Source organism: Rhodocyclus gracilis, assembly GCF_009617575.1.
In the GTDB taxonomy this organism is placed as follows: Bacteria; Pseudomonadota; Gammaproteobacteria; order Burkholderiales; family Rhodocyclaceae; genus Rhodocyclus; species Rhodocyclus gracilis.
Window position 1 is genome coordinate 18,731 of the sequence record NZ_WIXJ01000014.1, and the last position, 13,559, is coordinate 32,289.

Consider the following 13,559-nt stretch of genomic DNA (forward strand, 5'->3'; position numbering starts at 1 on the left):
TCGAACGTGCGTCTCCAGAGTCGCCGCGCCTTACTCTGGAGACAGACAATGCTTCCCGCCGCCCTACCCTGCCCCTCGCGTCACGCCTCCCGCCACACATCGCGGCACGCCTTCTCTGCCCGCCAACGCACCGCTTTCGCCGGACTGCTGGCGCTCGGTTCGTGGACCGTCGCCAGTCCTGCGCAGGCGCAAACCTACGCCCCCTGGCTGCGCCAGATCGGCATCACCAACACCGTGGAATCGGCGGCGGCGTGGGGCAAAGGCCAACTACTCGGCGTCGTCGATACCGGCATCAACGCCACACACCCGCAATTCGCCCCCGGCCAGGTGTCGCAGGCGTTGAGTTCATGTGCCGCCGTCTCCTTCCGCTGCAGCAACGGCTTTGCTGACGACAACAGCCACGGTACGGCGGTCGCCAGCATCGCTGCCGGCAACCGCGTCTCGCAATTCAGCACCATTACGGCGGGCGGCTACACGACGGTCGCCGGCAACTTCATCGGCGTGGCACCGGCGGCCAACATTCTTTCCGAAAAAGTGCTGAACGCCGCCGGCTCGGGCTATTCGACCGACGTCGCCAACGGCGTGCGCAAGGCGGCCGATGCCGGCGCCGGCGTCATCAACGTCTCGATCACCTACGGCAACGACGCCGCCACCGTCGCCGCGATCAACTACGCGGCAGCCAAGGGCGCCTTCATCGTCTGGGCCGGCGGCAACAGCGCACAGAACCTGCTCAACAACGCCTCGACCTCCGGCCTGACGGCCACCGCGATCCAGCATCTGGTGTTCGCCGGCTCGGTCAATAGCGCCAACGCCGCCTCGAGCTTCACCAACAAACCGGGCAGTGGCGGCTTGCAGAGCAGCAACGGCGGCAGCACGACCTACGCGGCGCGCTGGGTGATGGCGCCCGGCGAAGCGATTCTGGCGCCGTCGACGACCGCCGGCAATGCGGCCTACGGTCTCTGGTCGGGCACGTCGATGGCGGCGCCGATCGTCAGCGGTTCGCTGATGCTGCTGCAAAATGCCTGGCCGATCCTGAAAACCAACGGCACTGCGGCCAATCTCCTGCTGGCAACGGCAACCGATCTCGGCAGCAAGGGCGTCGACGCCACCTACGGCAACGGTCTGGTGAATCTGACAACGGCCTTCAACCCCTATGGCCCGCTCTCCGTTACCAAGGCGAATGGGCAAACCATCGCCGTCAGCTCGATCACCGGCGCGCTGATTTCCAGCGGTGCCTTCGGCAGCCTGAGCGCGATCCAGTCCAAGCTGGCGAGCTACACCGCCTTCGACGGCTACGCGCGTAATTTCTCGGTCAACCTCGCCGGACTGATCAAGGCACCGAGCTCCTCGGCCAGCCTCAACCCGCTGCCAACGAATGCCTACAGCGCGCCGAAAGTCATGAAATACGCCGGCGGCGAACTCGCAGTCTCGCTGCAATCGACCGGCGACGCCATCTCGCACCTCGGCGAATTCGGCTACATCGCCGACGTCGACAGGGCGCAAACGGTCGGTTTTTCGCTCTTTACCGACAAGGCCGGCAGCGTCACCGGATTCGGCTACGGCGCCTCGTCGTCCTATCCCTTCGCCAAGGCGCTCTTCAACGACGACCTGATCGCCCGGCAGATGAGCGATTTCGACGCCGTCAGCGCCTCCAACCTCGCACAACGCGGCTACCAGTTCAGCTACGGCACGCGTCTGTCGACCGATCTGCGCGTTGCCGCCTCGTATTCGGCAACACCGGCCAACACGCTCCTGCAACCGGGGGCGCCGCAAAACGCACAGGTGAAGATCGGCGCTTCCTACCTCTTCGCACCGCGCGTCAGTGGCGGCCTCACTTACAGCACGCTCAACGAGCAAAGCTCGCTGCTCGGCGCCGCCTACGACAGCAGCGGCATCCTCGCCCTCGGCAAAAACACAACGCAGGTGGTCGGCATCTCGCTGGCCTTCAAACTCGACCGCCAGAGCAGCCTGCTGGTGAACGGCGAAGTCGGCTACACCCGCGCCAGTGAAGGCAGCGGCAACAGTCTCTTCGCGGCGACCTCGGCGCTGCAATCGCGAGCCTTCGGCGTCACCTATCTGCGCGAGAGCATATGGAACAAGGACGACCAGCTGCTCGCCTCGGTCAAGCAACCCTTGCGGGTCTCGGCGGGGAGCGCGGCGATCATCACCGCCAACGTCGACGCGCAGGGCTACGCGGTTTACGACAAAAGCTGGAGCAGCCTCGTCCCTGACGGTCGCGAGATCGATCTGACGCTGAACTACCGGATGCCGGTCGACAAGACCCACACCGTGGCGCTGCAAGCGATGTACCAGAAGGACGCCGCCAACATCGCCGGCAACAACGCCACGTCGCTCGGCCTGATGTGGACCAGCCGCTTCTAAGGCAACGGGGTAAGCGCTCCGCTGCTGGCGGCGTGCTCACCCGATCACGCGAGCGGCGTGAGGCGGCGCAAATGGCCGGGAGACCGTCTACATGCTGCGCCGGTACTGCCCACCCACCTCGTAGAGCGTCTGGGTGATCTGCCCGAGCGAACAGACGCGCACCGCCTCCATGAGCACGGCGAAGACATTGCCGTTATCGATCACCGTCTGCCGCAGCCGTTCGAGCATCGGCCCGGCGGCGCTCGCGTGACGCTGCAGGAAGTCTTGCAGCCGGCCGATCTGTGAGCGTTTTTCCGCCTCGGTCGAGCGTGCCAGTTCGATATCGTGCGTAGCGTCGCCGTGCGGATTGCGGAAGGTATTGACGCCGATGATCGGATACGAGCCGTCGTGTTTGCGCCCCTCGTAGTAGAGCGACTCCTCCTGAATCTTGCCGCGCTGGTAGCCCGTCTCCATGGCGCCAAGGACGCCGCCGCGTTCGGCGATGGCGTCGAATTCGCGCAGCACGGCCTCTTCGACGAGATCGGTCAGTTCGTCGATGACGAAGGCGCCCTGATTCGGGTTCTCGTTCATCGCCAGCCCCCACTCACGGTTGATGATGAGCTGGATGGCCATGGCGCGGCGCACCGACTCCTCGGTCGGCGTCGTGATCGCCTCGTCGTAGGCGTTGGTGTGCAGACTGTTGCAGTTGTCGTAGATGGCGATCAACGCCTGCAAGGTCGTGCGGATGTCGTTGAACGCCATCTCCTGCGCGTGCAGGCTGCGGCCGCTGGTCTGCACGTGGTACTTCAGCTTCTGGCTGCGCTCGTTGCCACCGTACTTGTCTTTCATCGCCGTCGCCCAGATGCGACGGGCGACGCGGCCGATCACCGCGTATTCCGGATCCATGCCGTTACTGAAGAAGAACGACAGGTTGGGCGCGAAGTCGTCGATGTGCATGCCGCGCGCGAGATAAGCCTCGACGTAGGTGAAGCCGTTGGCGAGAGTGAATGCGAGCTGGCTGATCGGGTTCGCCCCGGCCTCGGCGATGTGGTAGCCGGAGATCGACACCGAGTAGAAATTGCGCACGTCGTGGCGAACGAAATACTCCTGAATGTCGCCCATCATCTTCAGCGCAAACTCGGTCGAGAAGATGCAGGTGTTCTGCCCCTGATCCTCTTTGAGAATGTCGGCCTGTACCGTACCGCGCACGCTGGAAAGCACCCGCACACGAATCGCCTGCGCCTCGTCGTCACTCGGCGCTCGCCCCTCTGCCTCGGCAAAGTGACTGAGCTGCTGGTCAATCGCGGTGTTGAAGAACATCGCCAGAATGACCGGCGCCGGGCCGTTGATGGTCATCGACACCGAGGTCGTCGGCGCACAGAGATCGAAGCCGTCGTAGAGCACCTTGAGGTCGTCGAGCGTGGCGATCGACACGCCCGAATTGCCGATCTTGCCGTAGATATCCGGCCGTTCCGCCGGATCGCAGCCGTACAGCGTCACCGAATCGAAGGCCGTCGACAGGCGATGCGCCGGCATGCCTTCGGACACCTTCTTGAAGCGGCGGTTGGTGCGGAAGGCGTCGCCCTCGCCGGCGAACATGCGCGTCGGATCTTCGCCTTCGCGCTTGAAAGGAAAGACGCCGGCGGTATAGGGGAAGGCACCGGGTACGTTCTCTTTCATCAGGTAACGCAGAATCTCGCCCTCGTCGTCGTAAGCGGGCAGCACCACCTTGCGGATGCGCGTGCCGGAGAGCGACAGCCCGGTGAGCCGGGTGCGGATTTCCTTGTCGCGGATGCGTACGACGTGCTCTTCCTCGGCGTAGAGCGCTCGTGTCGCCGGCCATTGCGCGAGCAGTTTCTTCGCCTGCGGATCGAGCGCCTCATCCTTGCGTGCGATCAGGGTATCGAAGTCGAAAAGGCGCGTAGCGTCGGCACCGCCCTCGCCTTCGAAGAGGCCACGGGCGATGCGCAGCGACTGCCGCTCACGCGCCAGTTGCACCTGCTTCTTCACCTGCGCGTGATAGCCACGCACGGACTCGGCAATTTCGGCGAGGTAACGCGTGCGCTGCGCCGGCACGATGGCGCGCTGCGCCGACGGCCGCCGCGTCTCGACGCGCGGTAGCCGGCCCGGCGCCAGCACAAGCCCCAGTTCGGCAAGGCGGGCGCTCACCGCCTGATAGAGCGCCGTCACGCCATCGTCGTTGAAGCGCGCTGCCATGGTGCCGAATACCGGCAGCGTCTCCGGCGGCGTCGACCACAGCTCGCGGTTGCGCTGCACCTGCTTGCGCACGTCGCGCAACGCATCGTCGGCGCCCTTGCGGTCGAATTTGTTGATGGCGACGAAGTCGGCGAAGTCGAGCATGTCGATCTTCTCGAGCTGGCTCGCCGCACCGAACTCGGGCGTCATCACATAGAGCGAAGCATCGACGAGCGGCGCGATGGCAGCGTTGCCCTGACCGATGCCGGAAGTCTCGACAATCACCAGATCGAGGCCGGCGAGCTGGCAGGCCGCAATCACCTCTGGCAAGGCCGCCGAGAGTTCGGAGCCGGTTTCGCGCGTCGCCAGCGAACGCATGTAGATGTTCGGGTGCTCGATGGCGTTCATGCGGATGCGGTCGCCGAGCAGCGCGCCGCCGGTACGCTTGCGCGACGGATCGATGGAGACGATGGCGATGCGCAGGCGGTCGCCCTGATCGAGCCGGAAGCGCCGCACCAGCTCGTCGGTGAGCGAAGACTTACCTGCGCCGCCAGTGCCGGTAATACCGAGCGTCGGCACGCGCCGCTCCTGCGCCGCCGCGCACAGCGCCTGACGCAGTTCCGGCGGACAGGCGCCGTTCTCCAGACTCGTGATCAGGCGAGCCAAGGCTCGCCGGTCGCCAGCGGCGAGCGCCTCCAGAACACCATCGACCGTCGCCGGCGAGGCCCCGCCAAGCTCGTAATCGGCCTGCGCGACGAGATCGTTGATCATGCCCTGCAGACCCATGCGCTGCCCGTCCTCGGGCGAATACAGGCGCGTCACGCCGTAGGCCTGCAACTGGGCGATTTCGGCCGGGACGATGACGCCGCCGCCACCACCGAACACCTTGATGTTCTCGCCGCCGTTAGCACGCAACAGATCGATCATGTAGGTGAAGAACTCGACGTGCCCGCCCTGATACGAGGTGATGGCGATGCCCTGCACGTCTTCCTGCAAGGCCGCGTTGACGATCTCCTGCACCGAGCGGTTGTGGCCGAGGTGGATCACCTCGCAGCCGGTGCTCTGCAAGATGCGGCGCATGATGTTGATCGACGCGTCATGGCCGTCGAACAGCGCCGCAGCGGTCACGAAGCGCACCTTGTGGCGCGGCGTATAGGGCGTCAGCGTCGTGGCGAGGGAAAGATCAGTCATGGCGGCACTCCCGAAATCGTCAGGCCGACGCGCGACGGCGCCCGGCGGTGAATCGATGGTAAGGAGCGGCCACGGCCATGACCATTGCGTGACGCGCCGTAAACACTGTAATTTCTGCCAACTTCCTTCGCCCAATAAAACAAGCCTCTTTTCCACCGCATGGCAAACGACGACACCGCCGCCGCGCCGCCGGCTCGCGCCAGCGTGCACACCGCCCTGGTGCGCGGCATGCTGACCGGCGTCCTGGCTCGCGACGCAGAGGCGACGCGACGCATCGGCGCACCGCCTCAGCAACGCGCCCGCGCCTTGCTCGATAGCGTCGGCATCCCGGCGAGTGTGCTGCTGTCAGAGACCGCGAGCCTTTCCGCCGGGGTCGCGTCCGCCGCCGCCAGCCCAGACGGCACGCAGGCGACGAGCGCGCCGCAGCGGGTGAGCGTCGAACGCTATGCCGCGCTCTATAACCGGATCAACGAGGGACTCGACGACGAGGGCTTCGGGCTGTTTTCCGTGCCCTTGCGGCGCGGCAGCTTCGAGCTGCTGTGCCGTGCCGTCGTCGCCTCGCCGACACTGGCCGTGGCGCTGGAACGCGCTGCCCGCTTCCTGCGCGTGCTGCTGCCGGATATCGAGGTCAGCATCGGCGTCAGCGAGGGCATGGCGCAGCTGATTCTGCGCGCCCGCCGTCCGCTCGGTGACGGTCGCGTCTTTGCTTTTGAGTGGCTGCTGCGCCTGCTGCACGGACTCGCCTGCTGGCTCGTAAACCGCAGCGTCACGCTCGACACAGTGCGCTTCCCGTACCCTGCGCCCGAGCACGCGGCCGATTACGCGCTCATTTACACGGCTCGCTCCTGCTTTGCCGCGGCCACGCCCCCCCACCCCGAGAACACCTTGGTCGCCTGCTTTGCCGCCAACCTGCTGGAACTGCCGATCCGCCGCGACGACGCAGCCCTCAACGCCTTCCTCGTCGGCGCACCGGGACGGCTGACGACGCTGTACCGCTGCGACCGGGAAATGGTCGTTCGCGTGCGCGACTGTCTGCGTGCTGCGCTCCCCAAATCACCGACGCTCGCCGCCGTCGCCAGCCGCCTGCATCTGTCGCCGCGCACGCTGCACCGGCGGCTGCGGGACGAAGGCTCCGGCTTTCAGGCGATCAAGGACGCGCTGCGCCGCGATATGTCGATCAGCCGCCTGACGAAAACGCGCGCACCGCTGGCGCAGATCGCCGCCGACCTGGGGTTTGCCGACGCCTCGGCGTTCTACCGCGCCTTTGTTGGCTGGACGGGAGAAGCGCCGACCACCTACCGCCGTCGACTGCGCGTGGCGAGCCGCCTCTGAACGCTGCCGGCACGGCGCCGGCCCGCATCCGCAGCCCCATGCTTCCCGCCTGCACCCTAGACCCGCTCCGCGCCACTCCGCGACGCAGCCGTGCCGCCGGGGGCACGACACACCGAGCAAGAACGCTCAGTCTTTCGCCACCGCGCGCTGCACCGCCGCCCAATCGATGGCCAGCGGCGCATAACGTCGCCCGGCGCTCTGGCTTGCTGCCACCGCCTCGCGCAGGGTGGCGAGACGTTCCTCCGTCGGCGGGTGCGTCGACAAAAAAGCCGGCGGACGCACGCGGGCGCTTGTCGTCGGCGCGTTGCCGGCAGTCGCTGGCTTGGCTGAGTCAGCCGCGCCCACCCTGTCCGCCGGGTCCGCCGAGTCAGCCGATGGACGCGCCGAAGTTTTTTCCTGGGCGGCGTCGGCCGCCGTTCCCTCACCGCGCGCACTCCCGCGAGCAGCGCTCTCGCCGGCTTCGTCACGGGCAAGGGTCTCGAAAATGCCGACCATGCCGCGCGGATCGATGCCGGCAGCCAGCAGGCGACGCAGCCCCTCGGCATCCGCCTCGCGCTCGGCATCACGCGAGTATTTCAGATCGCCCAGTTGCGAGAGCGCATCGGTGACACGCGCACCGGCGAGATCGCCGACCGCCAGCGAGAGCAGCGCGCGCAAACCGAGGCTTTTGGTCATCGCCAGCAAACTATGCCGCAGTTCAGCATGCGACACCTCGTGCGCCAGAACGCCAGCCAGTTCTTCGGGCGTTTTCGCCGCCCGAATCAGCCCGCTGAATACCACCACGACGCCACCCGGCGCCGCAAACGCATTGAGTTCCGGGCGCTCGGCGACGAACCAGCGGTAGTGATGCGGCGAACCGGCCACCAGCTTGTCGCCGATCTGCCGCACCGCATCGACCGCTGGCCCGTGATCGAGCAAGCGCATCTGTACGCGCGTCTGTTCCAGCGTCATGTCGCCGAGAACTGCCTCCTCAGCCGGCGGAATGTGCCCGACGACCCAGCGCGCCAACGGATCGGCGTGGAAGGCGAAGAAAATCAGCGCGATGAACGGCAACAGCAGAACGCCGGCAATGACGCCCCAACCGAGACGAAAACGCCGGTCAACGCGCGTCACGGCGCCGATTGCCCCGCGCAAGGCCGCCGCATGCACGGCGGGCGCCCCTGCCGCACACGCCGCGCGGTCGACGGCGCTTTCGACGAAAAAGGCGTACTCGCCAACCGCCTCACCACCTGAAACGCTATCCGCCACGCCACCTCTGTCGGCAGCATCGCCCTCCCCCCGAGGGAATTCCGCCCCCCACGAGAGGCGCACCCGCTCGGCGTTGAAGCCGGATGCCGCGACGCGCACGGCGCCGGCCCGGTACTCGCGTTCCCCCGCCCGCACGCGCAGCGAACCGTCGGCGCACCAGACGCCTTCGCCAGCGATACCCGCCCCCGGCAACGACGGGCCAAAGAAGCGCCCGCCGAACGCGGGACTCGATGGCAGGGAACCGGTAACGTCAGACATCAGTCGTCATCGCCGCCGAGCAAACCACCGAGCATGCCGGCGCCGAGCAGCGAACCCTGCTCGGCCGAACGCCCGCCGGCAACCGGTGCCGACATGACGATGCGGTTCGCCAAGCGCGACAAGGGCAAGGACTGCAGCCAGACCTTGCCTGGCCCGCTGAGCGTCGCGAAGAAGAGCCCTTCGCCGCCAAAGATCGCCGACTTGATCTTGCCGACGTACTGAATATCGAAATCGACCGTTGGCTGAAATGCAACGACACAGCCGGTATCGACGCGCAGACGTTCGCCCGGCGCCAGCGTGCGTTCCATCAGCGTGCCGCCCGCATGCACGAACGCCATGCCATCGCCGTCGAGCTTCTGCATGACGAAACCTTCACCGCCGAAGAAGCCGACGCCGAGTTTCTTCTGGAAGGCGATGCCGAGCGAAACGCCCTTCGCCGCACAGAGGAAAGCGTCTTTCTGACAAATCAGCGTGCCACCGATCTCACCGAGATTCACCGGCACGATCTTGCCCGGATACGGCGCCGCGAAAGCGACGCGGCGCTTGCCCGCCCCGTCGTTCACAAAGATGGTGGTGAATAGACCTTCCCCCGTCACCAGCCGCTTGCCGGCACCGAGCAGCTTGCCGAAAAGACCGCCGGTGGGCGCCGAGCCGTCGCCAAATACCGTATCCATCTGGATGCCGTCCTGCATGTACATCATGGCGCCGGCCTCGCCGACCGCCGCCTCGCCCGGATCGAGCTCGACTTCGACGTACTGCATCTCATGACCAAAAATCTCGTAATCGACAACGTCCATCGCCATGCTGAGGTCTCCGTACCGAGTGCGCGAAAGAAAAACGGTGCCGCAGCACCGTCGAGCGGACAGGAGTCCGCCAGCCGCGCCTATTCTAGCGACCTCTCCGCCGCCCGGTGAAGTCGTCGGCGCCTAGGCCGACGATGTGAGCGACGATGGCGGTACGGCTGGCAGTTCGATGACGAGGCGAAAGCCGCCGGTCGCGCCGTTGGCGGCATGAATGCGCCCGCCGTGCGCGAGAATCACCCGCCGCGCAATCGCCAGCCCGAGGCCATGACCATCCGGCGCCGTCGTCGCCGCACGCACGCGCTTGCTGCGGAAAAAAGGATCGAATATCCGCGCCAGGTCGTCCTCGGCAACCCCCGGCCCTTCGTCACTGACGACGATGCTCTGCACGGCGCCGTCCGTCCCTGCCGGCGCCGTCCGAAGATCGACCACAACATGCCCACCCGCGGGCGAGTGCTGGACGGCGTTGCGCACGACATTGTCGACCGCGCGCCGCAGCAATTCGGCGTCGCCGGCGACGACGGCGTCGCCCGGCGCGTGCAAGGCCACCTCAATCTGCCGCGCCTCGCCTTCGAGACGGGCGTCGTCGACGACATCGGCGAGCAATTCGGCAAGCACCACCGGTTCACCGCGCTCGGCCGCCATGCCCACCTCCAGGCGCGACAGGGTCAGCAATTCGCTGACCAGCTGCTCGATGCGCACGCCCTCGCGCTCGACGCGAAAGAGCGAATCGGCAACGCGCTCCGGCTGCTGGCGGGCAAGGCCAATCGCCGCCTGCAAGCGCGCCAGCGGCGAGCGCAGTTCGTGCGACACGTCATGCAGCAGATGCCGCTGCCCTTGCACCAGCGCCTGCAAGCGCGCCGCCATCAAGTCGAAGTCCTTGCCGAGATCGGCTAACTCGTCGCGTCGCCGCCCCATCTCCGGCCCCAGTCGATGCTCCAGATCGCCTTCGGCAACCGCCTGAAAGGCCGAGCGCAAACTGCGGATCGGCCGCGACATGTACGCCGCGAGCAAGGCGGCAAAGAGCAGGCTGACCACCGCCGCGGCGAAGAAATGCAGGATCGGCGGCGGCGGGCCCGGATGCTCGCCGCGCAAGGGAGGCCCGCCCGGCGCCACAGCGGCGAAGCCCCCCGGCGCGCCGCCCACAGATGCCCCCATCCCCAACGCTGCCCCACCCAAGGGGTGCTCGTGCGGTGCGACGAAGAGCACGTACTCGCCGTCGGCCGTCCGCACCCGGGCCACCGACGACACTGGCGGTCCCTCCGCCAGTTGGCGCGCGCGAGCCAGCGCCTCCGGCGGCGGTGTCCTTCCGAACAGCTCATGGCCGGACTGATCGACAACGAGCACACGCCGCGCCGGTCCGGGATGCGTATCCGCCAGATACTCGCGCAACGCGGCCACATCGGCATGCCGCAGAAGAGCGGCCGCAGCGGCGACGCTGTCGACGGCACGCGGGCTGGCGTCCGGATCACCGGGCGCAGAGCCCGGACTCTTCAGCCAGATGATCAGCGCGACACTGCCGCCGCCGACCAGCTGGGCGAGCCACAGGATGAAAAAAAATTTCCAGAAAAGGCGCCCCATGCCTACTCCGGAATGTACTGATAGCCCTGCCGCAAGACGTTCTGGATGCGCGAACGGCCGTCTGGCAGCGGGCCGAGCTTGCGCCGCACATTGCTCAGATGGACATCGATGCTGCGGTCGTAGGGCGCATGCGGCCGTCCCAGCGCCTGCTGCGACAAAAAATCCTTGCTGACGGGCCGGCCGGCGTGACGCACGAGCAGCTCCAGGAGGTTGAACTCGGCCGCCGTCAGCAGCACCGGCGTATCCGCCCAGAGCGCGCGGCGGGTTTGCGGATACAGGGTCAGTTGCCCGGCGGAGACCACCGGCGGCGCGCTGTCGCGCTCACCGCTGCGACGCAGGATGGCACGCAGGCGAGCCGCCAGTTCGCGCGGCGTGCACGGTTTGGAGACGTAATCGTCGGCGCCGAGTTCGAGGCCGACGATGCGATCGATGTCGTCGCCGCGAGCCGTCAGCATCAGCACCGGCAATTCGCTCGTGGCGCGGATGCGGCGCAAGACCTCGATGCCGTCGATCCCCGGCAGCATCACGTCGAGGGCGGCGATTTCCCACTCGCCCGACAACGCAGCGGCGACGCCGCGTTCGCCATCACCGGCGACGCCGACGGTAAACCCATCCTCTTGCAGATAATCGCGCAACATCGCCGAGAGTTCGGCATCGTCTTCGATGAGCAGAACGGAGTGATTCATGGCGCGCCGGCAGCAGTCAACGAAGCCGACATCTTAGTCGAGGCGGGCAACGATCCCCCCTCGGCGGGCGCCGCCTTTACGCGCATTTACACCGTAGCGGCCAGTAGCGGCAAGACTTGCCGCCTTTTGCCGGGCGGCAAATCCGCACCGCGCAACGGCCCCCGAGGCTCCCGGAGCAGCGGCGCAGCCACGTCCTCCCCCACCTCCTCAGCACGCCAGCGCCCTAGCGGCACTCTACTGGAACCTGCCGCGCGAGGCGGCCACGCACCGACGTGGTGCACGGCCCCCCCCGTGGCTCTCCGCGCTTAACTGTCCTTAACCGACTTTTACCCGAAAGCCCATGAACGGCAAGGGTTTCTGGCCGATACCTTGCAACGGATAAGAGCGCATTCGCGCCTGACGGGCATCTTTGCCGCCACTTTTTTCGTCACTCTGAGAGGAGCCGATCATGAGCAGTATCAGCAGTCTGAACACCACGGCCAGCAGTTATGCCAGTGCCAGCAGTCACCGCCATACGCGGCCCAGCGCCAGCGACGTCGCCAGCAGTGTTTTCTCGCAGCTCGACACCAAGGGGCAGGGCTACCTGGATCTGAGCGACTTCGAGAGCGCCTTTGCCTCGCTCGACAGCAGCGCGTCGAGCAGCACCAGCAGCTCGACCAGCGTCAAGGACGTCTTCGCCCAGATCGATAGCGACGGCGACGGCAAGGTGACGAAGGACGAATTGACGAGCAAGCTGAAGTCACTGGCCGAAACACTCGACAACCAGTTCAACCAGAGCCGCCTCGGCGGTCTTGCCAGCAACGACGCACCGCCGCCGAAACCGCCAGAAGACGGCAATGGTGACGACGCCGGACTGACGAAGGATCAGCTGACCAGCATGGCCTCCGACGCCGCCTCGTCCGACACCAACCTCGCCTCGCTGCTCAATACCGTCGCCAGCAACTTCGACGCCGCCGATACCAACGGCGACGGCAAGGTCTCGTTCAAGGAATCGCAAGCGTACGCAGCGAAAGCGCAGGCCGAGGCGGCGAGCAGCGGCAGTTCGAGCACCTCGGGCACGTCGTCCACGGCCAGCAGCACGACGAACAGCACCGATCAGGAAGCAGCTATCACGCGGCGCATTCTCGAACTCGTCCGTGCCTACAGCGTGGGAACGAACAATTCCGCCAGCACGAACTCGGCAAGCTCCGCCTTCTCGGTGACGGCCTGAAGAGCGTTTGGCCCGGGCAGCGGGCCGCCCTTCGTCCGCCCCCGCCCGCCTCCTTTGCCGGACGCGGGCGTTTTTTATTTCATGTCGTAGTCGAAGACGAGCTGCGCCTCGTTCTCGATCACCACACGCAACGTGCGATGGCCGGCGGGCTCGCCGGGGCCGACCGCCCATTCGCCGTAGATGAGGCCGTTGACCGGCACCAGTTGGCGCTGGCTCACCTGCCGGCTCGTCGCGACAGGAAGCTGCAAGCTGTCGCGCACGGGATCGATCGCGACCGCCGCATCCGCCGTGGGGGACGCCGTGGGGCGCACGTATTCTTCGCGCACCGACACCGAGCGGCGCGCGGTACGCAACTCGATGGCCCAGCCATAGCGCTGGCCGACGACATGCGGCACCAACCGCGTCGGCACGAGGACAAGCTCGTCATGGCCACCGTCGACGAAGACCCCGAATTCGGCGGCAACGATGTCGACCGGCGGTACGGGCGCCGGCTCGGCCGCCATCACCGATGAAGCCTCGCCCGCGAAAACCACGGCGAGAGCGACGGCAAGAGAACGCCATATCTCCCGGCGCCAGCGCAGGATGAGCGCGGCGACGGTGCAGTGTACTCGCAGTGCGGGGAGCGAGGCGGAGAGTTCTGACACAAGCGAGATCACGATGGTTGTCCGGGAGATAGCAAGCAGGCAGGAGCGAAGG

General features: G+C 66.6%; 9 protein-coding genes. 3 read left to right on the forward strand and 6 right to left on the reverse strand.

Features of this window, described 5'->3' with window-relative positions; translation table 11 throughout:
- Positions 1-48 precede the first annotated feature (48 nt).
- Positions 49-2,382 (forward strand): S8 family peptidase, encoded by a 2,334-nt coding sequence (locus tag GHK24_RS12930; RefSeq protein ID WP_153473300.1) that lies wholly within the window; start codon positions 49-51, stop codon positions 2,380-2,382.
- A gap of 87 nt (positions 2,383-2,469) precedes the next feature.
- Here the strand turns inward: GHK24_RS12930 and icmF are convergent, their stop codons facing one another.
- Positions 2,470-5,748, reverse strand: coding sequence for a fused isobutyryl-CoA mutase/GTPase IcmF (icmF, locus tag GHK24_RS12935; RefSeq protein ID WP_153473301.1), 3,279 nt, complete (start codon positions 5,746-5,748; stop codon positions 2,470-2,472).
- Between the two features lie 159 nt (positions 5,749-5,907).
- Between icmF and GHK24_RS12940 the strand changes: the two genes are divergently transcribed.
- Positions 5,908-7,080, forward strand: a complete 1,173-nt coding sequence (locus GHK24_RS12940; RefSeq protein ID WP_228384702.1) for an AraC family transcriptional regulator — start codon at positions 5,908-5,910, stop codon at positions 7,078-7,080.
- Positions 7,081-7,206: 126 nt separating this feature from the next.
- On the opposite strand, the gene GHK24_RS12945 is transcribed toward GHK24_RS12940, so the two are convergent.
- From GHK24_RS12945 to GHK24_RS12960, 4 genes are all read right to left on the reverse strand, one after another.
- Positions 7,207-8,586 carry a M48 family metallopeptidase gene (locus GHK24_RS12945; RefSeq protein ID WP_153473302.1) on the reverse strand — a complete coding sequence of 460 codons (1,380 nt, stop codon included), beginning with the start codon at positions 8,584-8,586 and terminating at the stop codon, positions 7,207-7,209.
- The gene (locus tag GHK24_RS12950; protein WP_153473303.1) at positions 8,586-9,389 is read right to left on the reverse strand and encodes a TIGR00266 family protein; all 804 of its coding nucleotides are present in this window, start codon (positions 9,387-9,389) and stop codon (positions 8,586-8,588) included. The genes GHK24_RS12945 and GHK24_RS12950 overlap by 1 nt, the downstream gene beginning before the upstream one ends.
- 123 nt (positions 9,390-9,512) lie before the next feature.
- A complete protein-coding gene (locus GHK24_RS12955; protein WP_153473304.1) occupies positions 9,513-10,967 on the reverse strand; it encodes a HAMP domain-containing sensor histidine kinase in 1,455 nt (484 codons plus the stop codon).
- Between the two features lie 2 nt (positions 10,968-10,969).
- Entirely contained in the window at positions 10,970-11,653 is a 684-nt protein-coding gene (locus tag GHK24_RS12960) for a response regulator transcription factor (RefSeq protein WP_153473305.1), read from the reverse strand.
- Between the two features lie 448 nt (positions 11,654-12,101).
- Between GHK24_RS12960 and GHK24_RS12965 the strand changes: the two genes are divergently transcribed.
- On the forward strand, positions 12,102-12,863 hold the full coding sequence (locus GHK24_RS12965; RefSeq protein ID WP_153473306.1) for an EF-hand domain-containing protein: 762 nt from the start codon (positions 12,102-12,104) through the stop codon (positions 12,861-12,863).
- A gap of 74 nt (positions 12,864-12,937) precedes the next feature.
- Here the strand turns inward: GHK24_RS12965 and GHK24_RS12970 are convergent, their stop codons facing one another.
- Positions 12,938-13,519 (reverse strand): hypothetical protein, encoded by a 582-nt coding sequence (locus GHK24_RS12970; RefSeq protein ID WP_153473307.1) that lies wholly within the window; start codon positions 13,517-13,519, stop codon positions 12,938-12,940.
- Between the last annotated feature and the right edge of the window lie 40 nt (positions 13,520-13,559).

Bases quoted from the DNA above. Each gene is read 5' to 3' on its own strand.
- GHK24_RS12930 (WP_153473300.1), top strand. From the start codon at position 49: ATGCTTCCCGCCGCCCTACCCTGCCCCTCGCGTCACGCCTCCCGCCAC.
- icmF (WP_153473301.1), bottom strand. From the start codon at position 5,748: ATGACTGATCTTTCCCTCGCCACGACGCTGACGCCCTATACGCCGCGC.
- GHK24_RS12940 (WP_228384702.1), top strand. From the start codon at position 5,908: ATGGCAAACGACGACACCGCCGCCGCGCCGCCGGCTCGCGCCAGCGTG.
- GHK24_RS12945 (WP_153473302.1), bottom strand. From the start codon at position 8,586: ATGTCTGACGTTACCGGTTCCCTGCCATCGAGTCCCGCGTTCGGCGGG.
- GHK24_RS12950 (WP_153473303.1), bottom strand. From the start codon at position 9,389: ATGGCGATGGACGTTGTCGATTACGAGATTTTTGGTCATGAGATGCAG.
- GHK24_RS12955 (WP_153473304.1), bottom strand. From the start codon at position 10,967: ATGGGGCGCCTTTTCTGGAAATTTTTTTTCATCCTGTGGCTCGCCCAG.
- GHK24_RS12960 (WP_153473305.1), bottom strand. From the start codon at position 11,653: ATGAATCACTCCGTTCTGCTCATCGAAGACGATGCCGAACTCTCGGCG.
- GHK24_RS12965 (WP_153473306.1), top strand. From the start codon at position 12,102: ATGAGCAGTATCAGCAGTCTGAACACCACGGCCAGCAGTTATGCCAGT.